This window comes from Sphingomonas sp. P2_B6 (genome assembly GCF_056404755.1).
This window is the reverse complement of record NZ_JBFUDK010000008.1, coordinates 116,820-140,429: the sequence shown is the minus strand read 5'-3', so window position 1 is coordinate 140,429 and position 23,610 is coordinate 116,820. Positions and strand designations below refer to the sequence as shown.

Genomic DNA, 23,610 nt, shown 5'->3' with positions numbered 1-23,610 from the left:
GGGTTAGAGCCAAGCGCGCACAAGCCGAGGAACGCGTTACATGACCAAGGCCATCAGCCCCCGATCGCGCAAGGTGCGCGTGCTCGCGACACTGGGGCCCGCCAGCAGCACCGCCGAGATGATCGGCAAGCTGTTCGAAGCAGGCGCCGACGCTTTCCGCGTGAACATGAGCCACGGCGACCAGGCCTCGAAGGTCGCGGTGATCCAGGCGATCCGCAGTCTCGAAAAGAAATATGGCCGCCCCACCACCATCCTCGCCGATCTGCAGGGCCCGAAACTGCGCGTCGGCAAGTTCGAGGGCGGCCGCACCGAGCTGGTCACCGGATCGACCTTCATCCTCGACCGCGACAAGACGCCGGGCGACGCGACCCGGGTCGAGCTGCCCCACCGCGAGATCTTCGAGGCGATCGAGCCGGGCGCACGGCTGCTGCTCGACGACGGCAAGCTGGTGCTGCGGGTCGAGAGCCATGAGGAAAAGAAGATCGTCACCACCGTGGTGGTCGGCGGTGCGCTGTCCAACAACAAGGGGCTGAACGTGCCCGACGTGGTCGTGCCGATGGCGGCGCTGACCGAAAAGGACCGCAGCGACCTGGCCTTCGCGATCGACCAGGGCGTCGACTGGATCGCCCTCAGCTTCGTCCAGCGCCCGGAGGACCTCGCCGAGGCGCGCAAGCTGATTCAGGGCAAGGCCGCGCTGATGGCCAAGATAGAGAAGCCGTCGGCGATCGACCGGCTGGAGGAGATCGTCGAGCAATGCGATGGCGTGATGGTCGCGCGCGGCGATCTCGGCGTCGAGCTGCCACCCGAATCGGTGCCGCCGCTGCAGAAGCGCATCGTCGAGACCGCGCGCCGCCTCGGCCGTCCGGTGATCGTGGCGACTCAGATGCTCGAATCGATGATCACCGCGCCGACCCCGACCCGCGCCGAAGTCTCCGACGTGGCAACCGCGGTCTATGACGGCGCCGACGCGATCATGCTGTCGGCGGAAAGCGCGGCGGGTGCCTGGCCGATCGAATCGGTCGCGATGATGAATTCGATCGGTGAAGCGGTCGAGCGCGACCCGATGCACGGCGACCGAATTCATTTCACCGTCACCCGCCCCGACCCCACCACCGCTGACGCGCTGGCCGAGGCGGCGAAGAACATCGCGGCGACCGTGACCGCGGCGGCGATCATCTGCTTCACCTCGTCGGGCTCCACCGCCCGCCGCGTCGCACGCGAGCGGCCTTCGGTGCCGCTGCTGGTGCTAACCCCGAAGATCGAGACGGCGCGGCGGCTCGGCCTGCTCTGGGGCACGCATGCGGTGCACACCCGCGACGTTGAATCCTTCGAGGACATGGTCGCCAAGGCCAAGCGCATGGCGATCCGCCACAATATCGCCAAGGCCGGCGACCGGCTGATCATCATCGCCGGTGTCCCGTTCCGCACGCCCGGCTCGACCAATGTGCTGCACGTCGTGCGGGTGATCGGCGACGAGTTGAAAGGCTATGGCGGCTAGTTCCTAAGGCGTAAGCGCCAAAGGGTGGCTGGCCAGCAACCGGTCACGGGTAAGCAGTTTGACGCCCAACTCCTGTGCCTGGATCAGCAGAATTTCGTCGAACGGGTCTCGGTGCGGTGTCGGATGCTTTAGCGATGCGACGGCCTGATCGGGTGTCAGGACCAGGATGCCGATGCCCAGGATATCGAGCCCCGCTCGAATCTCGACCGGATCGGCTGGCCCCTTTCTCGCACCCGAGGCCGTGACGCGCTCCCATTTGAGGCGCAACTCCCAGAGCGAGATCGCCGATACGAGGGAATCATTTTCTTCGATCGCTGCCAATTCCGCCGGACGCAACACGCTCGGGTCGCGCACGAGCCAGAGTGCGATATGCGTATCGAGCAGCAGTGTCATTGCGGTTCGACGTCAGGATTCCCATCAAGCATCAGTGCCCTGCGACTATATTCCGGATCGTTGAAATCAGCCGGCCACATTTCTTCGGCCGTAAGAGCGCCCCAACCCCGATCTTGGCGAAATCGTTCGAGTGCCCTCCAGTCCAGCGTCTTCCTTGCCGGAGCCGGACCGAGTTCCGCCACCGCAACGCCGTGTTTGGTGATCGTCACACGTTCGCCGCGTTCAACCGCGGCGAGAGCCCGCGCAAACTGCGCCCGTGCCTCGCGAACCGACATTTCCATGATCGCCTCCAGATATGTACACGGTGTACACAAATATGCGCATGCGGACAAGCAGCCTCGATTCAACGCAGGCGCCGATCATGAGAGCGTGACGCGGTCCGCAAGCCGGGCGCGCTCTTTGACATGGCTGGATGATGTTGGACGATAACGGCGCGGTGCCACGCCCCTGTTACGCGGAAAAACCGCGCCGTTTTCGACATTTTTTCGGCATTTTTTCCGCTGTTACGCCGCAACAGGGAAAAGCCACCCCAACCCGCTGGAATCGCTCGCCCAAATCGGCCCGGAATTCCAACATAACAGCGAAAGAAAAAAGGGGAGCGGCGTAACAGCGAAAAACCCGGGTCGCTGTTGGACGAATCAGGCGCGGAGTAGCCCCAGCGCGCTGAGCTGCCCGCGCAACGTCGGAGCGTCGACAAACTGCAGGCCGCGCATCCCGACTCCGTTCGCCGCGGCGACATTGTCCTCGCGGTCGTCGATGAACACCGCCTCGCCCGGCTGAAGGCCGAAGCGGTCGAGCGCGAGGTGGTAGATGGCGGGATCGGGCTTCACCAGCCGCTCGTCGCCCGAGACCACGATATCGCGGAACCGGTCGAAGGTGGCGGCTTCACGGTCACGGAAGGGGCGCCAGAACTCGCCCGAGAAATTGGTGATGGCGAACAGCGGCACGCCGGCCGCGTCGATCTCCTCGACCAGCTCGCCCATGCCCGGCAGCAAGCCCGGGATCGTGTCGCTGAAGCGCGGCCCCCAAAGGGCGATCATCTCGGCATATTCCGGGTACAACGCGCTCAGCTCCGCCGAGGTCTCGGCGAAGGGGCGGCCCAGATCGTGCTGGAAATGCCATTCCTTGGTCGCGACATCGCGCAGGAATGCATCGAGCGCCCGATCGTCCTCGATCAGGCGCTCGTAAAGGAACCGGGGGTTCCAGTCATACAGGACGTTGCCGACGTCGAAGACGACGGCAGCCGGCCGGCTCACTTAGCCCTGGCGGGCCTTGAAGCGGCGGTTCGTCTTGTTGATGACATAGGTGCGGCCACGGCGGCGGATCACGCGGTTGTCGCGATGCCGGCCCTTGAGCGACTTCAGGGAATTGCGGATCTTCATGATCGATTCGCTTCTTTGATTCTCGGGTTTTGGAAAGAGGCGTCCGCATATGGACGAGCGGGTCCCAAGTCAACCCGCGCGACACGGAACCCGGATGCGTCTATCGTGCGTTATCGCTTACAGCGTTACAGTGACGCAACGATCGGTTCGAAGGACAGGCTAAGATGACGGGCAGCATGACGACGGCACGGACATTGTTCATCGCACTCGCGGCGACCAGCCTGGCAGGATGTGCGACGACCGTCAGCGGCCCGGTCCAGGTGACGCGCTTCCATCTCGGCGCGCCGCTCGAGCGCGGCACCGTCACGGTCGAGCCGCTGCCCGGCGGCGGGCCGGCGAGCCTCGAATTCGCGACCTATGCCTCGGCGGTCGAGGCCGAGCTGGTCCAGTCGGGCTATACCGCGGCGCCCGCCGACGTGCGCGGCCAGTATCTCGCCGTGGTCGGCTTCACCCGCACCACGCTGGAGGGACCACCCAAGCCACCGCCATTCAGCATCGGCCTTGGCGGCGGCTCCTATAGCGGCGGGCGTGGCGGCGGAGTCGGGGTCGGCGGCGGCGTTTCCTTCCCGATCGGCAAGGCGAAGTCGCGCTATGTCGTCGCGACGGAGCTGTCAGTGCAGATCCGCCGGCGCAGCGACGGCACGACCATCTGGGAAGGCCGCGCCCAGACTCAGGCCGACGACAAGGCGCCCGAGGCGCAGGCAAACGCGGCGGCGAGCAAATTGGCGCATGCCCTGTTCCTGGGGTTCCCCGGCGAATCCGGCCGTTCTATCACCGTCAGATGAGCATTCAGATCAACGCCGCCTTCGATGGCGGCAACATCCGCCTGGTCGCCATTGCCGGCGACCGGATCGACCTGGAGATCGTGCAGGATCACCAGTCGGACTTCTTCCAATGGTTCTATTTCCGCGTCGCCGGGGCGAAGGGGCGCAAGCTGACCTATCGCATCGTCAATGCGGGGTCTTCGGCCTATCCGTTCGGCTGGCCCGGCTACAAGGCACGCGTCTCGACCAACCGGATCGACTGGCGCATGACCGAGACGCGCTATGCCGACGGCGTGCTTGAGTTCGACTGGGAGGGCGATAGCGAGCTGGTCTGGTTCGCCTATTTCGCCCCCTATACGATGGAGCGCCACGACGCTTTGGTCGCCGCGACCGCACTGCAGCCCGGCGTGACTCACCGCCAGCTCGGCCAGTCGCTCGACGGCCGCGCGATCGACTATTTCCGCATCGGCGAGGGGCCGAAGCAGGTCTGGCTCTATGCCCGCCAGCATCCCGGCGAATCCATGGCCGAATGGTGGATGGAGGGCGCGCTGGAACGGCTGACCGACACCGAGGACGAAGTCACCGCCGCGCTGCTCGCCAAGGCGACCTTCCATGTCGTGCCGAACATGAACCCGGACGGATCTTTTCGCGGCCATCTGCGCACCAATGCCGCGGGCGTGAACCTCAACCGCGAATGGCACGCCCCGACGCCCGAGAAGAGCCCCGAGGTCCTGAGCGTGCGCAACGCGATGGACGAGACCGGCGTCGCTTTCGCGATGGACGTGCATGGCGACGAAGCGATCCCCGCCAATTTCCTCGCCGGCTTCGAGGGCATTCCGGGGTGGACCGACGCGCTCGGCGACAAATTCTACGACTATGCCCGCCGCCTCGCGGCCCATACCCCCGATTTCCAGATCGAGAAGGGTTATGAGAAGTCGAGCCCGGGCAAGGCCAATCTCACCATGTCGACCAACCAGCTCGCCGAACGCTTCGGCGCGGTGGCGATGACGCTGGAGATGCCGTTCAAGGACCATGATCCGAACCCGGACGCCGAGTTCGGCTGGTCGCCGGAGCGGAGCAAGCAACTCGGGCATAGCTGCCTCGAAGTGCTGGCCGAGGTGATCGACTCGATCTGAGGGAAGAGCGCACCCTCACCCCGTTCGTGCTGAGCTTGTCGAAGCACTGCTCTTTCTTAACCGCCAAAAAAAAGAACAGCCCTTCGACAAGCTCAGGGCGAACGGGAAGGGTGGCGGTTCGCTAGAACAGCTCCGCCAGGAAGCCCTTCATCGCTTCCCAGCTCCGCCGGTCAGCGCGTTCCTCATAGGCGACGCCGGGCCGGGTGGAGGTTTTCGCCGCATGGTCGGTAAAGGCGTGGCCGGCATTGCCATAGGCATGGATCTGCCAGTCGGCCCCGCCCTCGGTCAGCTCGCGGCCGAGCGCCACCATTGCATCGGGTGGCGCCAGCGGGTCGTCCCAGCCATGGCAGACGAGCAGTTTCGGCTTGATCGGCACGGTATTGGCATGGTCGGGGCGGTCGTACACGCCGTGGAAGCTGACACAGCCAAGCGTGTCCAGCCCGGCGCGCGCCATGTCGAGCACGCATTTGCCGCCGAAGCAAAAGCCGATCGCCGCGGTCTTTGCCGGATCGACCCGGTCGAACCCCTTCAACGCATCGAGCGACGCCTGCAACCGGTCGCGCAACAGCCCGCGATCGGCGTTCAGTTCGTTCATATAGACCGCCATGTCGGGTGACTCATGCGTGGTGCGCTTGCCCTGGCCGAACACATCGCAGGCGAACCCAACATAACCGAGCCTCGCCAGCGCCTCGGCCTTGAGTGTGTCGGCTTCCTTCTGCCCGCGGATGTTGGGCACGACGAGCACGCCCGGCCGCATCGTGGTGATCTCGTCCTCATAGGCGATCACGCCCTCGAACGGCCCGCCCGGCCCGTTATATACGAGTGTCTGCCGTACGATCGCCATGGAGAGTCTCCTTTTGCGGTCAATTGCCACGCCGGGAATGCACAGGGCAAGTTGCCTCATGGACATCAATCGTTAGAGACGGGCGCGTCATCGATAGCCCGGGAGAAACCATGCCCACCCTCGTCCTGATCCGCCACGGCCAGTCCGCCTGGAACCTCGAGAACCGCTTCACCGGCTGGTGGGACGTCGACGTGACCGAAAAGGGCGCCGAGGAAGCCCGTGCCGCCGGCCGGCTGATGAAGGAGAAAGGCCTGGACTTCGACCTGACCTTCACCTCGCTTCAGACCCGTGCGATCAAGACGCTCAACCTCGCGCTCGAGGAAATGGGGCGGCTGTGGCTACCGGTCGAAAAGGACTGGCATCTCAACGAGCGGCATTATGGCGGCCTGACCGGCCTCGACAAGGCCGAGACCGCGGCGAAGCATGGCGAGGAGCAGGTCCATATCTGGCGCCGCAGCTTCGACATCCCGCCGCCGCCGATGGAAGCGGGCGGGCCGTTCGACCTGTCGCAGGACCGCCGCTATGCCGGGATCGCCATTCCCGACACCGAGAGCCTGAAGGACACGATCGCGCGCGTGTTGCCCTATTGGGACGGCCGCATCGCCCCCGCGCTCAAGGCCGGGCAGCGCGTGCTGATCTCGGCGCACGGCAATTCGCTGCGCGCGCTGGTCAAGCATCTGTCGAATATTCCCGACGACGAGATCACCAGCCTGGAGATCCCCACCGGCCAGCCGATCGTCTATGAACTCGACGAGGCGCTGAACGCGACCGATCGCTATTATCTGAGCGAGCGCTGACCTTTTGAGTAAGTACGTTGCCCTTGCGGTGTCCCATGGTTAGGAAACCGCTCCTTTTTCACCGGGGTATTTCATGTCGGATCATCCCCTTGTCGGCATCATCATGGGCAGCGCGTCCGACTGGGACACGATGCGCCATGCCGCAGACGCGCTCGCCGCGCTGGGCGTGCCGCATGAGACCAAGGTGGTGTCGGCGCACCGCACCCCGCAGCGGCTTTACGACTATGCCGCCCAGGCCGAGCATCGCGGGCTGAAGGTGATCATCGCCGGCGCGGGCGGGGCCGCGCATCTGCCCGGCATGGCGGCCGCGATGACTCACCTGCCGGTGCTGGGCGTGCCGGTCGAATCCAAGGCGATGAAGGGGATGGATAGCCTGCTCTCGATCGTGCAGATGCCCGGCGGCGTGCCCGTGGGCACGCTCGCCATCGGCAAGGCCGGCGCGAAGAATGCCGGCCTGCTCGCCGCCGCGATCCTCGCCACCAGCGACGCGCTGCTCGCCGAGCGGCTGAAGAAGTGGCGTGCCGCACAGACGGACAGCGTCGCGACCGACCCCGAATGACGATGCTTCCACCCGGCTCCACGATCGGCATCCTCGGTGGCGGCCAGCTCGGGCGGATGCTCGCGGTCGCGGCGGCACAGCTTGGCTATCGCACCCAGATCCTCGCGCCGGATGCCGAGAGCGTCGCCGCGCAGACCGCGTCGAGCTTCACCCGTGCCGATTATCACAGCCGTATCATCCTCGACGAGCTCGCCGCCTCGGCCGATGTCGTCACCTATGAGTTCGAGAATATCGCGATCGACCCGGTCCGCTATCTCGCGACCAAATTGCCGGTGCACCCTGCCCCCGCCGCCTTGGAAGTCGCGCAGGACCGCGCGACCGAGAAGAGCTTCGTCGACGGCCTCGGCGGCCGCACCGCCCCATGGCGCAAGGTCACCACGCTCGACGAGCTGAAACAGGCACTGGCCGAGATCGGCGCCCCGGCGATCCTCAAAACCTTGCGGCTCGGCTATGACGGCAAGGGCCAGGTCCGGCTCCGCACCGCCGACGATGCGGAAAGCGCCTGGGCCGAGATCGGCGCGCGTCCGGCGATCCTCGAAGGCTTCGTCACCTTCAGCCACGAATTCTCGATCATCCTCGCGCGCGGCGTCGACCGCGCGATGGTCAGCTATCCGCCGCCCTGGAACCAGCATGTCGCGGGCATCCTCGACCGTTCCTCGCTGCCCGCCCCCGCCGAGATCGCGCGCCACTGGGCCGAAGCGGCGGCGCTGGCCGGACGCCTGGCAGATACGCTCGGCTATGTCGGCGTGCTGACGCTGGAGTTCTTCGCGACCGAGGATGGTCCGGTGTTCAACGAGATGGCGCCGCGCGTCCATAATTCGGGGCACTGGACGATCGAGGGCGCGGTCACCTCACAGTTCGAGAATCATATCCGCGCGATCTGCGGCCTGCCGCTCGGCGACACCGGGCTGACGGCGCCGGGCGTCGAGATGGAAAATCTGATCGGCGAGGACGCCCATCGCTGGGCGGAGATCCTCGCCGAGCCGGGCGCGCATCTGCACCTGTACGGCAAGACGGTGCGGCCGGGCCGCAAGATGGGCCATGTGACCCGGCTGGCGCGCTCATAGAAAAAGCCCGCCTTCCTTGCGGAAAGCGGGCCTCTTCATGTCACCAGAGCCGGCGGATCAGCCGGTGCGCGTGCCCGTCAGCGGGAAGCTGCCGAACGCGCCGGCGCCGACCGAGCCGGCCAGCGTGTCGCCGTCCGCGGTCGCGGTGCAGTCCAGCGTCATCGGCATCGGCACGGTGATGTTCATGCTCCAGTGGATGGTGTCGCCGTCCACGGTGCCGTTGATGTCGGTCGACCCCATCGCGCCGCTGTTGGTACCGGTGAAGGTGCCGCCATCGGTCTTGATCGTCAGCGTCATCTTCTGATCGCCAAGTGGCGACTTGACCGTCGCATCCCAGGTGCCGTCGATTCCAGCCATATCCGTCTCTCCATGAATCCCTAGCGCACGTCCGCGACGGACGCCGCGGGCACCACCTCAACCGGCAGCCCGAGGCTGTCAAGCTGGGGCCGAACTGTCTTCGCATCGCCCACGACCACCCAGATCAGCTTGGACGGATCGATTACCGCGCGTGCCGCAGCGTCAAGCTGGGCAACCTTCAGCCCGCGATAGACCTGGGGAAGTTTCGCATAATAATCGTCCGGCCGCTTGTAGAGGCTGTTCGACTGCATGCCCGACAGCACCGCGCCCGCCGTTTCGAAGTTTCCGGGCAGCGAGCGAATCGTGCCCGTGATCGTCCGGTCGAATTCGAGCGGGGTGATGCCCTTGGTCGTCAGGAAGTCTTGCACGTCAGCCCGAACCGCCGCGATCGAGGCGCCGGTCTTGTCAGCCTGGACGGGCGCCTGGATGACATAGGGCGCGGCGAATTCGGCACGCTGGAAGCCGCCGCCGGCGCCATAGGACCAGTGCTTGTCCTCGCGCAGATCCATGTTGATCCGCGACAGGAAGCCACCGCCAAGCGTGTCGTTGGCCGCGAGCAGCGGCACGAAATCGTCCGTGCCCTTCAGGCTGGTCGGGGTCGCGGCATAGATCAGCGACTGCGGCGAATCCGGCCGGTCGATCAGCACGATCTTCGGCGCCGAGGGCGTCGAGGGCGCGGAGAAATCCTTCACGCCCGCCGCACCGGTCGGGGTCCAGTCGCCGAATTCGGCGTCGAGCGCTGCCTTCACCTCGGCGAGCGGCCGATCGCTGACCACGAAGATGCGGGCCTTGTCCGGTCGGAGCCAGGCGCGCTGGAACGCGATCAGATCGTCGCGGGTCAGCGCCGCGACGGCCTTGGGATCGCCGCTGCCGAACGATTTGGCATAGGGCGAGGCCGGGCCGTAGACGAGCCGCGGCATGACGCGCGTCGCGAGCCCACCCGGGTTGGTCAGCTCGGCCTGGATCTGCGCGAGCTGCTGGTTCTTGACCCGGTCGACCTCGGCCGGCGCGAAGGCCGGGTTGCGCACGATATCGGCGAACAGGTCGAGCGCCGGCACCAGGTTCGGGCTGGGCGCCGACAGGGTCAGGCTGGTGCGGTCGGAACTGGCGCCGGAGCCGATCGCGGCGCCGAGCCGCTCCTTCGCCTCGGCGATCTGGATCGAATCGAGATTGGTCGTGCCTTCGTCCATCATGCCGAGGGTCAGCTGCTGCGTGCCCAGCCTGGTCGCCGGATCGGCCGCCACGCCGGCGTCGAAGCTGATCACCGCCTGGGTGATCGGCACGGCGCCGCGCTGGGCATAGATCAGCTCGATGCCGTTTTTCAGGCTGGTGTGCACCGCCGGCGGGAAATCGATGTCGGAGATATTGGCCACGCCGGGCATTGCACCGCGCGTGCCCTTGACCGGCACGTCCGTCGACGGCTTGGGCTCGACCGGCGCTGCCTCGGTATAGGCCTCGCGCGGGCCCGGCACGACGGTCAGCGCATAGACCGGGCGAGTCAGCCATTTGGCGGTCGCGGCCCTGACGCTCGCCGGCGTCGCGCCCGCCATGGTCGCGAGCTGTTTCTTGTAGAAGGCCGGATCGTTCGAATAGAGCGCGCCCTGCGCGAGCTGCGCCGCCTTGCCATTGCCGCCGCCGACCGATTCCAGGCCCTGGATCGTGCTGGTCACGCTGCCCGTGGCGACACGTTGCACCTCATCGGCGGTCGGGCCCTTGGCGACCAGATCGGCCATCACCTCGTCGAGCCGTTTCGCGACCAGCGCCGGATCGACGCCCGGCTTCACATCGGCATAGACTTCGAACAGGCCGACCTGCGCGAAGGTCTGGTTGCTCGCCGAAACGCGGACCGCGATCTTTTCCTTGCGCACCAGCGCATTGTCGAGCCGCGAGCTCGACAGCCCACCGAGCACGCCCGCCGTCACGTCGAGCAGCACGGCGTCCTTGTCGTTGACGCCGGGCACCGCCCACATGCGGTAGATGCGGGTGGTCGAGACCCGGTCCTTCATCACCTCCGCCTTGGCGGCGGCGAGGTCGGGGACGTCCGCCTTGGGCACGACGCTGACCGGGCCGCGCGGAATCGCACCGAAATATTTCTCGACGAGCGGCTTCGCCGTGGCGAGGTCGATATCGCCCGCCAGCGACAGGATCGCGTTGTTCGGCGCATAATGATCGTGGAACCAGTCCTTCACCGTGGCGAGGCTGGCGGCATCGAGATCGGCCATCGAGCCGATCGTCGAGTGGCGATAGGGATGGCCTTCCGGGAACAGCGCGTCGAGCTGGCTGTATTCGACCAGGCCGAAGGGCTGGTTGTCGCCCTGGCGCTTCTCGTTCTGGACGACGCCGCGCTGCTCGTCGAGCACGCCCTGAGTCACCGCGCCGGTGAGATAGCCCATGCGGTCGCTCTCGAGGAACAGAGCGCGCTCAAGCGCCGGGGTCGGCACCGTCTCGTAATAATTGGTGCGGTCGAACCAGGTCGTGCCGTTCAGGTCAGTCGCGCCGACTTCCTTCATCGGTCCGAAATAATCGCCGGGCGCGTTCTCGCTGCCGTTGAACATCAGATGCTCGAACAGATGCGCGAAGCCGGTCTTGCCGGCGGGCTCGAACTTGGAGCCGACATTGTACCAGACCGAGACCGCGACGATCGGCGCCTTGCGATCGGTATGGACGATCACCCGCAGGCCGTTGGCGAGGGTGAATTCCTGATACGGAATGTCGACGCTCTTCGCGAGCACGGAGACCGGGGCGGGCTTGGCCGCAGCTGGCCTGGTCGCCGCCTGAGGCGGCGCCGCCACGACGGGAGTCGCCAGCGCGCCGAGCGCCACGCCCGCAAGCGCGAACAACTTGATGTTCATGAAAATGCGTCCTCGAAAAGCAATTATATTGCGCAGGTATAACGCGGCGATTTCAGCGCGCAATCGGGGCGATCAGGGCCGGTAGACCCGCTCGACATGGCCCCTGAGCTGCGCCGGATCGAACCATACAGGCTTCAGCTGGTGCCGGACGAACAATGGCGCCTGATCGGCATAATGCGGCGAATCGGGGCGCGTGGTGGCAGCGCCGAAGGGCTGGATCGACTGCGAGCTGACCTTGCCCTGCCTGTCCCAGGCAATGAACATGATGAAGCTGTCGCCATGCTTCACCGCCAGCCGGCCATCGGCCGCCTCGTCCCACAAGGCAGCCGCGCGGAGCACGTCGGGGCCCCCATCCATCGGCATATCGACCTTGCCCTGGCGCACACGGAGCACCGCACCGAGCGGCGGGTCGAGCCGGCCGAAATGCGTCGTCAGATAAGCAGCGGCAGTGGCGAGTTCCCCGCGCGGATCGGCCTCCGGCCGGCGCTGGTAATGCCATTTGTTGCCGGCGCGCAGCAACAGCGCGGCGATGGCGTCAGCCGGGCTCCTGCCGTCATAGTTCCAGTCCCATTTCGCCAGCAGCGCCTGGGCATTGATCAGTGTCTTGTCTCCTTTGGGGTCGACCGCCGCGATATCGGCGAACCATTTCGCCGCCCAGCTCACCCGGCTGACGCCGGTATCGAACTTGATGCGGTGCAGGTCCGCGTCGCTGATCGACGGATCGGCACCCATCAGCTCGAGCGCGCGGGTCGCGCGGTTGGTCGTGTCGGTCTCGATGCCGAGCAGCGGCGAATAGTCCGCCGGGTTCATTTCCGAGCCCGCCCCCGCCGCCTGGAAAGGCGTGTTGTTGGCGTTGATCAGGAAGCCCGAAGCCGGGTTTATATTGCGCGGCACCTGCGCCCAGGGCACGGTGCCCGGCGCCAGATCGCGTGAGGTATCCCCCGGCAGCACCCCGGCATAGTCATAACCCGGCTTCCGGTTGAGGAAGCCGGCATTGTAGAAATAGGCGATGTTCCCGGCCGCGTCGCCATAGAGGAAATTGGTCGCCGGCACGCCCTGAATCGCCAGCGCCCTTTGCCACTCGGTGAAGTCGCGCGCGCGGTTCAGCCGGTAATATTCCTCGACCATCTTCAACTGGTCAGCCCCGCCATAACGGAGCGCGAAGGCGCCTTTGGCATTCTCGACCACCGGGCCCTGCACCGCGCGCAGCACCGTCTTCGGCACCGGCAGCACGAACGGACCCCAGAGCTTCACATGCAGCCACACCCGCGTCTTTTCGAGCGGGCGCCATTTCCCGTCGAAGCGATAGGCGTCGCCCGCCGCGTTGAGCACCAGCTTGTAGACATCGATCAGATCGGGCCGGTTGACCGTGTTAGTCCAGCCGAGCGTGCGGTTATGGCCGAGCAGCGGATAGGGCGCGCCGGGGAAAGTCGCGCCGGCGAAATCCCAGCCGGTCCGCGAATGCACCACCAGCTCATACCAGGCAGCGCCGCCGCGCCACGGCTGATGCGAGTTGGAGACGAGCCGGGTGAAGCCGTCCGCCGACCGCTTCGGCGCGACGACAAAGGCGTTGGAGCCATTCTCGTTACCGTTGGGGCCGATCGGCGTGATATCCGGCGCGTCCGGCACCGCCCCGGCATTCTCCTTCGGCAGCGGCGTGTCGCCGGCGAGCGCCCCCAGCACGGCATCCAGCCCGAAGAAGAAGGGCGAGCGCAGCACGAAGCCGGTCGCGACATCCCGGCCCTCGACCGGGAAGAGTTTCGCCAGCCGCACCTCGCCCGGATGCTTCTCGGCATAATGGTTGAGGCCAGAGGCATAGCCGTCGAGCAGCGCCCGCACGTCCGCGGGCTGTTTCATGTAATCGCGCGCCACCGTCTCGCGCGCGCCGAGCAGATGAAGCACATAATCCGTCTTCGCCCCGTCTCCGCCGGTCATCGCGCCGAGGCGCCCGCGCGTCATCGCGAGCACTTCCTGCAGGGTCGAGAAATCATCCTCGGCATGGGCATAGGCGATGCCATAGGCGACGTCGGGGTCGGTCTTGCCGAAGATATGCGGCACGCCGAAAGTGTCGCGCGCGATCGTCACGTCATAGGCATGCGCCGGGGGCGCAGGCGGGGCGGACGCGGTCAGCGGTTCCCACACCGCGAGGCCGATGGCGACGACGATCAACAGGCCGGCCAATATGGCCAGGCCCCGCACCAGAAAACGCCGCATCCACCCTCACCTGCCTTATATACGGCCGGTGTAGCGGTACCGGAGGGCCCCGGCGAGAGCGATCGCCGCCGTTCCTGCCCGAAGCGGGGAACGGCGGCGATACGATCGATCAGAAAGCGGTCTTCACCGTGACGAAGAACTGCTGCGGCGCGCCGGCGAGCAGCGTCTGGTTGTCGCCGCTGTTGCCGAACCCGTTCGACCCGATGGTCGAGACATATTTCTTGTCGAACAGGTTGGTCGCGTTGAGCTGCACCTCGACTTTGCGATCGCCCGGCAGGGTGACGCGGGCGCCGAGGGTCGCGTCGAAGATCACCTGGCCCGGCACCGACTGGTCGTTGGTGTAGGTGAAATAACGCCGGCTCATGTAATTCGCGCCGAACCGGCCGAAGAACATGCCCTGGTCATAGGTGATCTCGCCCTTGGCGAGGTGCTTCGGGCTGTCGACGGTGGTCTTGCCCTTGGTCAGGACGGTCGCGCTGACATTGTCGCGATAGGTCGAGTCGTTATAGCTGTACGAGGCGAAGACGCCGAAGCCGTACGGCAGCTTCACTTCGCCCGCCGCCTCGAACCCGTAAGCGCGGACCGAGCCGACATTCTGCAGGATCACCGGATTGCCGACGATGCCGGCACCCGTCGTCACGCCGAGCAGGCGGTTACGGAAATCGACATAATATGCGGCGATCAGGCCGTTGAACCAGCGGTTCTTGAAGCGGCCACCCAGCTCATAGGTATCCGATTCCTCGGGCTTGAGCTTGGCCGTGGTCAGCAGCGCATCGAACCCCGGCTGAGTCGTCGCGAACGGGCCGGTCGTGGCCGACGACACGAAGGCGCGCTTCACCTGCGTGAAATCGCCGAACAGCTCGGCGCTGTCGTTCAGCTTGTAGTTGAAGCCGGCATGCGGCTGGAACCAGTCAGTCACCTTGATCTTGCCGGCGGCGAGCCCGCCCCCGACGATCGGCGCGGCCGCGTTGCGGACGTCGAAGCCCTTCCACCCGAAATCGAGCGTCAGGGCACCAAGCGCGATCTTGTCCTGGACGTAATATTGGACCGTCTCGGTATCGTAATTGAAATCCCACTGGGTGAAGAAGGGATTGGTCTGGAAGTCGAGCGAATCCCGCGTCGAGACGTTGCGGCTGGTCAGGCCGTAGAAGCGCCGCGCCTGGCGGAAATCATTCTTCTCGTACCAGCCGCCGACGGTGATGTCGTTAAAGGCCAGCATGCCGCCGACCGAGCCGAACACGCCCTTGCGGCGGATGTCATATTCCGTGGTGCGCACGGAGAGCGGCGCGCCGCCGGGCGTCGCGGTGTACGGCGTGTACCAGATGCCCTGGCCATGGTTCGAATGATAATAGGCCTTGAGCATGCCGTGGATCGGCGCGTCCTTCGCCGTCTCGATGCCGAGCGACGCGAGATAGTCGACGCGCAGACCGGCGGCATCGAAATAGACGTCGTCGGCGGTGCCATAAGGTGCGGGATAGGGGATCGGCGCGGTCGGATGCGCGCTGTTATACGCCAGCGTATCGGCGATCACGACGGCGAGCGGATAATTGTTCGAGATATTGTCGTTACGCAGGCCGAGGCGGTGGATCATGTCGAGCGACAGATCCTGATAGTCGTTCTCGCGCCGGTCCGAGAAATCGAAGGTACCGACGAGCCGCATGGCGCCGACCGGGGCAGTGAACTTCGCATTGATCTGGTGCTGGCGCTGCGAGCCGAACCCCTTCCATTTGTCGGTATCGAGGAAGCCGTAGGAGACATAGGCGCTCGGGCCGTTCTCGCCGAGCACGCCGGTGTCGAGCCGGCCAAAGGCGCGCACGGTGTTCTCGCTGCCATAGGTGCCGTTCAGCGTCATGCCGAAGACGGGCTTGGGGTCGCTCGACAGGAACTCGATGGTGCCGCCGAGATTGTTGGTCGCCTGAGTCCCGATCGACCCGGCGCCCTGCGACACGATCGTCTGGCCGATATTCTCCGACGAGATCGCGCGGCTGATGTGGAGGCCGTTGGTGTTGCCGTAGCTGCCGTCGCCGAGCGGGATGCCGTCGAGCGTGAAGCCGATCTGGTTCTGGTTGAAGCTGCGGATCGAGACGCGTTCCGACCATTCATAGGCGCCAAAGGCATCGGCCGACTGGAAATTCACGCTGGGCAGCTTGGCGATCGCCTTCAACGGGCTGGTGCCCGCCGGCAGGCGCTCGATATCGACCTGGCTGATACGCTGCACCTGGCGCGTTTCGCCGCGGCCGATGACGATGATGTCGGCGGTAGCGTCGTCGTCGGCCACGGGATCAGCCGTCGTCGCATCGGTCGCGGCGGCGGGCTTGTCTTCGATGACGGCGGCGTTCGCGGCGAAAGGCGAACACAAAGCGGTGCCAGCCAGCAGCCAGGCGTGAAGATGGCGCATGTCGATTGTCCCCCTTGGGCGTGAATTGGGCGTGTTTTTCCGCGGCGCCCCACTCCCGGCGCCTCGGAGCCGCCTAGGCGTTGTGCGTTGCACAATTATGGGAGGAACAAGTCGTTACCGCGTGACTGGTGAGACAGGTTCGTGACACGTATCTATCTGTCGGCAGCGAGGGCGAAAAAGTCGGGCGCAAGAGGCTTGTGTTGCATATATACAACACCATATCCGTGCCGGACCTGGAGGGACAACAATGAACCTGGAAAAATTCACCGACCGCGCAAAGGGCTTCCTGCAATCGGCACAGACCGTCGCGATCCGGATGAGCCATCAGCGCATTGCGCCCGAGCATATCCTGAAGGCGCTGCTCGAGGACGAGCAGGGCATGGCGGCAGGGCTGATCACCGCCGCCGGCGGCGACGCAAAGCGCGCGGCGACCGAGACCGACGCGGCGCTGGCAAAGGTGCCAGCCGTCTCGGGCGGCGGCGCACAACAGACGCCCGGCCTCGACAATGACGCGGTGCGCGTGCTCGACCAGGCCGAGCAGGCCGCAACCAAGGCGGGCGACAGCTTCGTCACGGTCGAGCGGCTGCTGCTCGCGCTTGCGCTCTCCACCACGACCACTGCCGGCAAGGCACTCGCCGCGGCGGGCGTGAAGGCCGATGCCCTGAACGCCGCGATCAACAAGATCCGCGCGGGCCGCACCGCCGACAGTGCGGGTGCCGAGGACCGGTTCGACGCGCTCAACAAATTCGCGCGCGACCTCACCCAGGCCGCGCGCGACGGCAAGCTCGACCCGGTGATCGGCCGCGACGAGGAAATCCGCCGCACCATCCAGATCCTTGCCCGCCGCACCAAGAACAACCCGGTGCTGATCGGCGAACCCGGCGTCGGCAAGACCGCGATCGCCGAAGGTCTTGCGCTGCGCATCGCCAATGGCGACGTGCCCGACACGCTGAAGGACCGGAAGCTGATGTCGCTCGACATCGGCAGCATGATCGCCGGCGCCAAATATCGCGGCGAGTTCGAGGAGCGGCTGAAGGGCGTGCTCGACGAAGTGCGCGCCGGCGAAGGCGACATCATCCTGTTCATCGACGAGATGCACACSCTGRTCGGYGCCGGCAAGRCCGAYGGCGCSATGGACGCGTCCAACATGATCAAGCCCGCGCTGGCCCGTGGCGAGCTGCACTGTGTCGGCGCSACCACGCTCGACGAGTATCGCAAATATGTCGAGAAGGACGCGGCACTCCAGCGGCGCTTCCAGCCGGTKTTCGTCGRCGAGCCGACRGTCGARGACACSRTCTCGATCYTGCGCGGGCTGAAGGAGAAATACGAACTTCACCACGGCGTGCGCATCACTGACGCCGCGATTGTCGCTGCCTCTACCCTTTCAAACCGATACATCACTGACCGCTTCCTGCCCGACAAGGCGATCGACCTGATGGACGAAGCGGCTAGCCGAATCCGCATGGAGGTTGAATCGAAGCCCGAGGAGATCGAGACGCTCGACCGGCGGATCATTCAGCTCAAGATCGAACGCGAAGCGCTGAAGCGCGAGACCGATGCGGCCTCGCGCGATCGCCTCGTCACGCTCGAGGCCGAGCTCGCCAATCTCGAACAACAATCGGCCGAGCTGACCACGCGCTGGCAGGGCGAGAAGGACAAGATCAACGCCGAGGCGAAGCTGAAGGAACAGCTCGACGCGGCGCGGCTCGAGCTTGAGCAGGCGCAGCGCGCCGGCGATCTCGCCAAGGCGGGCGAGCTGTCCTACGGCACCATCCCGCAACTCACCCGCCAGCTCGACGAGGCGCAGGCCACCACCAAGGGCGCGATGCTGCGCGAGGAAGTGACTGCCGACGATATCGCCGCCGTGGTCAGCCGCTGGACTGGCATCCCGGTCGACCGGATGCTGGAAGGCGAGCGCGCCAAGCTGCTCGGCATGGAAGAAGCGCTGGGCAAGCGCGTGATTGGCCAGGCCCAGGCAGTCCGCGCGGTCTCGACCGCGGTGCGCCGCGCGCGGGCCGGGCTGCAGGAGCCGAACCGGCCGCTCGGGTCCTTCCTGTTCCTCGGCCCGACCGGCGTCGGCAAGACCGAGCTGACCAAGGCGCTCGCCGAGTTCCTGTTCGACGACGCCAATGCGCTGGTCCGCATCGACATGAGCGAGTTCATGGAAAAACACGCCGTCGCCCGGCTGATCGGCGCCCCTCCCGGCTATGTCGGTTATGAGGAAGGCGGCGTGCTGACCGAGGCGGTGCGGCGCAGGCCCTATCAGGTCGTGCTGTTCGACGAAGTCGAGAAGGCCCATGGCGACGTGTTCAACATATTGCTCCAGGTGCTCGACGACGGGCGGCTGACCGACGGCCAGGGCCGCACGGTCGACTTCTCCAACACGCTGATCATCCTGACCTCGAACCTGGGCAGCCAGTATCTGTCGAGCCTGGGCGACGGCGAGGACGCGTCCTCGGTCGAGCCGCAGGTGATGGAGATCGTGCGCGGGCATTTCCGCCCGGAATTCCTCAACCGGCTGGACGAGATCATCCTGTTCCACCGGCTCGGGCAGAGCGAGATGGCACCGATCGTCGATATCCAGGTCTCGCGCGTGCAGAAGCTGCTGGCGGACCGCAAGGTGGTGCTGGAGCTGACCGATGGGGCACGCGCCTGGCTCGGCCGGGTCGGCTACGACCCGGTCTATGGCGCGCGGCCCTTGAAGCGGGCGGTGCAGCGCTATCTGCAGGACCCGCTGGCCGACCTGATCCTGCGCGGCGACGTGAAGGATGGGTCGACGGTGAAGGTCGATGAGGGCGACGGGAAGCTGGAGCTTGCGGTGGGGTGATGTCCCGGGCCCCGGCCCCGCAACACCGACGGACAAAAAAGGGGCGGATCCCGAAGGATCCGCCCCGATTTTTTCGTTCTGCGTGGCTTAGAAGTTGAACTTCGCGCCGGCGCGGAACTGACGGCCGAAGATGTTGTAACCGGCCTGAACCGGGTTGTAGAGATACGCACCATAGGTGACCGCATCGAGACCCGGCTTGGCGTTCGTCAAGTTGAGCACGTTCGCGTAGAAGGTGAACTGGTCGTTGACCTTAACCGACAGGTTCGCGTCGAACGTGATGTACCTCTTAACGCGGCAGCCGGTGTAATCCGGCGCGAGACCGCAATCGCCAGCGACGGTGCCCTGATCCTCAGCCGAGAGATCATATCCCGAAGTATAGTTCACGGTACCGGTGAGAGCGAACTGGTTGTACTCCAGCGTGTTCCGCCAGTTGCCGCGCCAGCGGAACGTGCCCGAGCCAGCGGTCAGGTTGAAGTTGCCGAGCGTGTCGACATACGTCTCCTTGGTGCCGTCCGGGAAGGTCGTGCTGAGCTCCAGGATCAGGCTGGCGTCGAGGACGGACGTCCATTTGACCGCACCCAGGTCGAACTTCGCATTCGCGCCGAAATCGATGCCTTCCGACTTGATCGTGTTGGCATTGATCAGGGCCGACTGAACGAAGGCGATACGCGGCTTGGCGGTCGGATTGTTGATGTCCGCCGCATCAGCGATGACGTTGTAGCCCGCCGGGATCGGCTGGCCGGCATAATAAGCTGCGATAGCCGGTGCCGAGGACGGCGAGGTGATCGCGCCGGTCTTCTTGATGTTGTAGTAATCGACCGTGAACGAGACGTTGCGGATCGGCTCGAAAAGGACGCCGGCGGTGAAGCTGCGCGACTTCTCAGGCTTCAGGTTCGGCGAGGCAAGCGTCGTCAGACCGATCGAGTAGTTGGTGAGATACGACGGGCAGTTGTTGGCATTCGCACCGCATGCCGCGCCGTACAGAGCGCGGAAATTTTGCGGGATATTCCCGACAGTTTGCGAGACATAGCCAGTCGTCGGCAGAGCGTTTGCTTCACCGAAGGACGGGATACGATACCCCTTGGAATAGGTCCCGCGGATCAGCAACTGGCGGATCGGCTTAAGCTTCACACCGAATTTCGGCGAGAAAGCGCTCTGGCCCGACGAATAGTGATCGTAACGACCCGAGGCGTTGAGCTCGATCTGATCGATGACCGGCGCGTTGAGTTCGTAGAAGGCCGAGGAAACGGTACGATTGCCCTTGGTGCCGAACGCATTGAGCGTGAAATAACGCTGGGTCGGGCCATTGACGTCGGAGTTCGCGCTGGGCGCGTCCACCGCTTCGTAATAAACCGATCCGCCGACGCCGAGCTGGAGCGGGCCGCCCGGGAGCTGCGCCAGTTCCTTGCCCAGGCTGATCTGCCCCTGGAACAGATCGGACGACGAGTTCGTCACGTTGTCCGGCGTCAGATAATCCTGCGCCGCCTGGCTGTTCGCGAGCGGATTCACGAAATTGTACGAGCCGTCGTTCACCACGTCGAGCAGGTGCTGGATGTACACATAGCCACGCGACGTGCGCTTCAGATCGGTGTGCATCGCCGTGAAGTCGACCTTGTAGCTGATGCCGTCGAACACGTCGCCGGACACACCGGCAGCGGCGCGGTACACGCGGCTGCGCGTCAAGTTGCTGGAAACCTGCGGGATCGTGCCGATGACCAGCGCGCGCTGACCGGCAGCCGCGAACGGATTGTTTGGATTGAGCGTACCGTTGGTCGCGGTGCAGGCAGCGATCGTGCCGCGCGGGCAGACATAGGTCGGCAGCGACAGGACGAACGAGCCGGGTGCACGGATCGCCGCGGCGCTCGAGGTCGAGAACTGCGGGTAGAAAATCCCGGTCGGCGCGTTGCCACGGATGGTGGGCGGGCCGCCATCATAGGAGGTGCTGGCCTGCTGGAAGTTGCCCTGGAAATAGCCTTCCGTATTGTCGCCGAGCATCGCGGTGACCTTGAACGAGGCCCCGAAACGCTCGATGTGCGGTGCAACCGTGCCATATTTGTTGACGCCGTCTTCGCGGCACACGGTGGTCGGCAGGTTGGCGTTTAGCGACGGTACGCGATCCGCGGCAGTCGGGTTATAGGCAACGCCGCCGTTGCAGACGCCGGGGTTCAGCAGCTGATAGCGCGTTCCGGGGACTGCGGCGTTGGCCTGATCCGCCGGGCGGACATAGATGTTGGACAGGTTATAATTGCCGTCCGCCTGGGCCGTCAGGTTTCCGTTGTTCGGCAATACGCCATTCTCGAGGCCATAAGCCTGGCCGTTATGACCGCAGACGTTCGGGTCGACACGCGAACTGCAGAGACCGGTCTGATCCGACGTGTTGTACGGATATCCCAGGTCGCGATTCTCGACTTCCTCGGCGCGATAATAAAAGCCGCTGATATAGGCATTGAAGCCCTTCTCATCGAGATCGCCGATGCCGGCGGTCAGCGACAGGCGCTGATTGCCGCCGAAGCCGCGCTCCGCGACGCCGGCTTCCGCGCGGCCCTGGACGCCAGTGACCGAACGCTTGGTGATGATGTTGACCACGCCCGCGATCGCGTCTGCGCCGTAGGACGAGGACGCGCCGTCGCGCAGCACTTCGATCCGCTCGACGATGTCGTCCGGGATGGTGTTGAGATCGACGAAGTTGCGCGAACCGTCATCGGCCAGCGGATAATAAGCGGCGCGCAGGCCGTCGAACAGAACCAGGGTCGAGTTGGTCGACAGGCCGCGCAGCGAGACCGACGACGCACCGCCGGCGAACGCGCCGTTGGCGGTGAAGGAGTTGCCGAGCGCCGGACCGTTGTTGGACGACAGCTGCTGGATCGCGTCCTGCACGGTGTTGATGCCGCGGGCGTCCATCGCCTCGGTCGTCACGACCGTGACCGGCGACACCGTCTCGGTGTCGGTGCGGCGGAACAGCGTACCGGTCACGACGATGTCGCTATTGTCGTCCGCAGCGGCCGTCTGGCCTTCCTGTGCGGCCGGAGCCGGGGTCTCCTGCGCGAACGCAGGGGTGGCCGCCAGCACCAGCGCGAATGGCGCAGCGGTGGCGAGCAGACGCGCCTTACGCGCGAAATTGTCTGGATTGATCACGAATTTTTCCCTCGCTTGACCCCTCCGGCCGCTTTGCGCGGTCCGGCAAGGTGATTGCCAAGCCCCCATCGGCCGCACGCAATACGGCCCCAAGAGACATGGCGGTGTGATGGGCCAAGCGCTCAGTTTCTGTAAAGGTAGCATTCATCTTCGCTGCGCTGCTTTCGCCCTAGCTGTATCCAAAAAGACACAGAAACGACGCGTTTCGGCAGCAATCGGCCGGTATCGCAGGATACCGTGCTGCGCCTGCGAAGGCCTGACTTGCTATGGAGTAACCGGCATCGGACCCGCCACGAGCAGCGGATCGATGCGGGAATCGCGCCACTTCATCCCCCAGTGGAGATGGGGTCCGGAGGCCCGGCCGGTCATGCCGATCAGGCCGACGGGCTGGCCGCGCCGCACCTTGTCGCCGACGCGGACGGTGATCTTCGACAGATGCAGGAACGCGGTGTTCAAGCCCATGCCGTGATCGATCATCAGCAGATTGCCCTCCAGCGTGAAGGGATGATCGGCGGCGAGAATCACCACGCCGTCAGCGGGCGCGACCACTATGGTGCCGGTCGGACGGGCGATGTCGAGCCCGGAATGATAGCTGCCCGCTTCGCCATTCTTGTAGATGCGCTGCGACCCGAACAAGGTCGAGATGCGCCCCGTCACCGGCCAGATGAACGGCCCGCGCCAGCCGTCCGCATCCGTCCCGATCCCGCGCGCGGCGGCGATCTGGGCAAGCTCGGCCGGACGCAGTTTCTCGAACTCGGGCTGCGGCACCGGATATTTCGGCACGGTGTCGAGCTTCGAAATGTCCCAGGCGCGCGGCGCGACCGTCAGTGTGTCGCGCACATCGCCGCCGCGGGCCAGAGTCGCCACCAGGCTGGCGGTCGGTTTCGCGTCGCGGTCGAACGCGATCAGGAACCGGCCGTCGGGCGCGACCGGGATGGCGGTGCCGTCGAAGGTGAGCTGGCTGGTGCCGGCGGGCGCGATGCCGATCACCAGGCCGCCCTGGATCATGCTGCCCGAATAGCTGAAGCGCGCCGGAACCGGGGTCGGCCAGGGCGGGACGGTCGGCGCGGCTTGCGGGCTTGCCACGGGCTGCCCGACCCCGGGCGCCGCCGGCGACGCCCTCACACAGCCTCCGGCGACGATCAGCGCGGCGATTCCAACCACCCCGCGCCAGCCTGGCGTCATTGCGGCGCCATCGCCTGCATCGCCAGTTCCGGGGTCGCATAGGGCTCCTGCCGCGCGACGCTCCAGTAGCGCAGATCTTCGAGCGCGATCCGCTGGCCGGAGACCGCGCAGACGACATGGTCGCCGGTCGCGAGCACGCGGAAGCCATTGGCCATGTAATGAAGCCGCGCCGGGCGATCGCTGTTCGACATCAACATCGTAT

At 65.6% G+C, this 23,610-nt stretch carries 19 protein-coding genes; 7 read left to right on the top strand and 12 right to left on the bottom strand.

Going from position 1 to position 23,610, the window contains the following annotated elements:
• The first annotated feature begins 40 nt into the window (after positions 1–40).
• Positions 41–1,498, top strand: a complete 1,458-nt coding sequence (gene pyk / locus AC1DX5_RS13420) for a pyruvate kinase (RefSeq protein ID WP_465171552.1) — start codon at positions 41–43, stop codon at positions 1,496–1,498.
• A 3-nt stretch (positions 1,499–1,501) separates the two neighbouring features.
• On the opposite strand, the gene AC1DX5_RS13415 is transcribed toward pyk, so the two are convergent.
• The 4 genes from AC1DX5_RS13415 to ykgO form a co-directional block, all read right to left on the bottom strand.
• On the bottom strand, positions 1,502–1,891 hold the full coding sequence (locus AC1DX5_RS13415; protein WP_478015941.1) for a type II toxin-antitoxin system VapC family toxin: 390 nt from the start codon (positions 1,889–1,891) through the stop codon (positions 1,502–1,504).
• Positions 1,888–2,172, bottom strand: coding sequence for a type II toxin-antitoxin system Phd/YefM family antitoxin (locus tag AC1DX5_RS13410; protein ID WP_465171550.1), 285 nt, complete (start codon positions 2,170–2,172; stop codon positions 1,888–1,890). Before AC1DX5_RS13410 ends, AC1DX5_RS13415 begins: the two co-directional genes overlap by 4 nt.
• 357 nt (positions 2,173–2,529) lie before the next feature.
• Positions 2,530–3,147: an HAD family hydrolase gene (locus AC1DX5_RS13405; RefSeq protein WP_465171549.1), complete on the bottom strand. Its 618-nt coding sequence runs from the start codon at positions 3,145–3,147 to the stop codon at positions 2,530–2,532.
• Positions 3,148–3,273 (bottom strand): type B 50S ribosomal protein L36, encoded by a 126-nt coding sequence (gene ykgO, locus AC1DX5_RS13400; protein WP_004210176.1) that lies wholly within the window; start codon positions 3,271–3,273, stop codon positions 3,148–3,150.
• Positions 3,274–3,437: 164 nt separating this feature from the next.
• Here ykgO and AC1DX5_RS13395 point away from each other — a divergent pair, with 164 nt between their 5' ends.
• Both AC1DX5_RS13395 and AC1DX5_RS13390 read left to right on the top strand, forming a co-directional pair.
• Positions 3,438–4,058, top strand: a complete 621-nt coding sequence (locus AC1DX5_RS13395) for a DUF4136 domain-containing protein (RefSeq protein WP_465171548.1) — start codon at positions 3,438–3,440, stop codon at positions 4,056–4,058.
• A complete protein-coding gene (locus AC1DX5_RS13390; RefSeq protein WP_478015939.1) occupies positions 4,055–5,173 on the top strand; it encodes a M14 family metallopeptidase in 1,119 nt (372 codons plus the stop codon). Before AC1DX5_RS13395 ends, AC1DX5_RS13390 begins: the two co-directional genes overlap by 4 nt.
• Before the next feature lie 121 nt (positions 5,174–5,294).
• Here the strand turns inward: AC1DX5_RS13390 and AC1DX5_RS13385 are convergent, their stop codons facing one another.
• Positions 5,295–6,017 carry a dienelactone hydrolase family protein gene (locus AC1DX5_RS13385; RefSeq protein WP_478015937.1) on the bottom strand — a complete coding sequence of 241 codons (723 nt, stop codon included), beginning with the start codon at positions 6,015–6,017 and terminating at the stop codon, positions 5,295–5,297.
• 110 nt (positions 6,018–6,127) lie between these two features.
• On the opposite strand from AC1DX5_RS13385, the gene gpmA reads away from it, so the two are divergent.
• The 3 genes from gpmA to AC1DX5_RS13370 all read left to right on the top strand — a co-directional run bounded on the left by gpmA (position 6,128) and on the right by AC1DX5_RS13370 (position 8,440).
• Positions 6,128–6,814, top strand: a complete 687-nt coding sequence (gene gpmA / locus AC1DX5_RS13380; protein ID WP_465171545.1) for a 2,3-diphosphoglycerate-dependent phosphoglycerate mutase — start codon at positions 6,128–6,130, stop codon at positions 6,812–6,814.
• Positions 6,815–6,887: 73 nt separating this feature from the next.
• Positions 6,888–7,373: a 5-(carboxyamino)imidazole ribonucleotide mutase gene (gene purE, locus AC1DX5_RS13375; protein WP_478015935.1), complete on the top strand. Its 486-nt coding sequence runs from the start codon at positions 6,888–6,890 to the stop codon at positions 7,371–7,373.
• The gene (locus AC1DX5_RS13370) at positions 7,370–8,440 is read left to right on the top strand and encodes a 5-(carboxyamino)imidazole ribonucleotide synthase (RefSeq protein WP_465171543.1); all 1,071 of its coding nucleotides are present in this window, start codon (positions 7,370–7,372) and stop codon (positions 8,438–8,440) included. Before purE ends, AC1DX5_RS13370 begins: the two co-directional genes overlap by 4 nt.
• 57 nt (positions 8,441–8,497) lie before the next feature.
• Here the strand turns inward: AC1DX5_RS13370 and AC1DX5_RS13365 are convergent, their stop codons facing one another.
• From AC1DX5_RS13365 to AC1DX5_RS13350, 4 genes are all read right to left on the bottom strand, one after another.
• Complete coding sequence (locus tag AC1DX5_RS13365; RefSeq protein WP_465171542.1) at positions 8,498–8,797, bottom strand: hypothetical protein; 300 nt, start codon at positions 8,795–8,797, stop codon at positions 8,498–8,500.
• Between the two features lie 20 nt (positions 8,798–8,817).
• The gene (locus AC1DX5_RS13360; RefSeq protein WP_478015933.1) at positions 8,818–11,649 is read right to left on the bottom strand and encodes a M16 family metallopeptidase; all 2,832 of its coding nucleotides are present in this window, start codon (positions 11,647–11,649) and stop codon (positions 8,818–8,820) included.
• Between the two features lie 72 nt (positions 11,650–11,721).
• The gene (locus AC1DX5_RS13355; protein ID WP_478015931.1) at positions 11,722–13,863 is read right to left on the bottom strand and encodes a penicillin acylase family protein; all 2,142 of its coding nucleotides are present in this window, start codon (positions 13,861–13,863) and stop codon (positions 11,722–11,724) included.
• Positions 13,864–13,972: 109 nt separating this feature from the next.
• Positions 13,973–16,261: a TonB-dependent receptor gene (locus AC1DX5_RS13350; RefSeq protein WP_465175484.1), complete on the bottom strand. Its 2,289-nt coding sequence runs from the start codon at positions 16,259–16,261 to the stop codon at positions 13,973–13,975.
• A gap of 247 nt (positions 16,262–16,508) precedes the next feature.
• Between AC1DX5_RS13350 and clpB the strand changes: the two genes are divergently transcribed.
• Complete coding sequence (gene clpB / locus AC1DX5_RS13345) at positions 16,509–19,088, top strand: ATP-dependent chaperone ClpB (protein ID WP_478015929.1); 2,580 nt, start codon at positions 16,509–16,511, stop codon at positions 19,086–19,088.
• Between the two features lie 87 nt (positions 19,089–19,175).
• Here the strand turns inward: clpB and AC1DX5_RS13340 are convergent, their stop codons facing one another.
• The 3 genes from AC1DX5_RS13340 to AC1DX5_RS13330 form a co-directional block, all read right to left on the bottom strand.
• On the bottom strand, positions 19,176–22,223 hold the full coding sequence (locus AC1DX5_RS13340) for a TonB-dependent receptor domain-containing protein (RefSeq protein ID WP_465175482.1): 3,048 nt from the start codon (positions 22,221–22,223) through the stop codon (positions 19,176–19,178).
• 264 nt (positions 22,224–22,487) lie between these two features.
• Positions 22,488–23,408 (bottom strand): M23 family metallopeptidase, encoded by a 921-nt coding sequence (locus tag AC1DX5_RS13335; RefSeq protein ID WP_478015928.1) that lies wholly within the window; start codon positions 23,406–23,408, stop codon positions 22,488–22,490.
• A complete protein-coding gene (locus AC1DX5_RS13330) occupies positions 23,405–23,605 on the bottom strand; it encodes a DUF2093 domain-containing protein (protein WP_465171535.1) in 201 nt (66 codons plus the stop codon). Before AC1DX5_RS13330 ends, AC1DX5_RS13335 begins: the two co-directional genes overlap by 4 nt.
• Between the last annotated feature and the right edge of the window lie 5 nt (positions 23,606–23,610).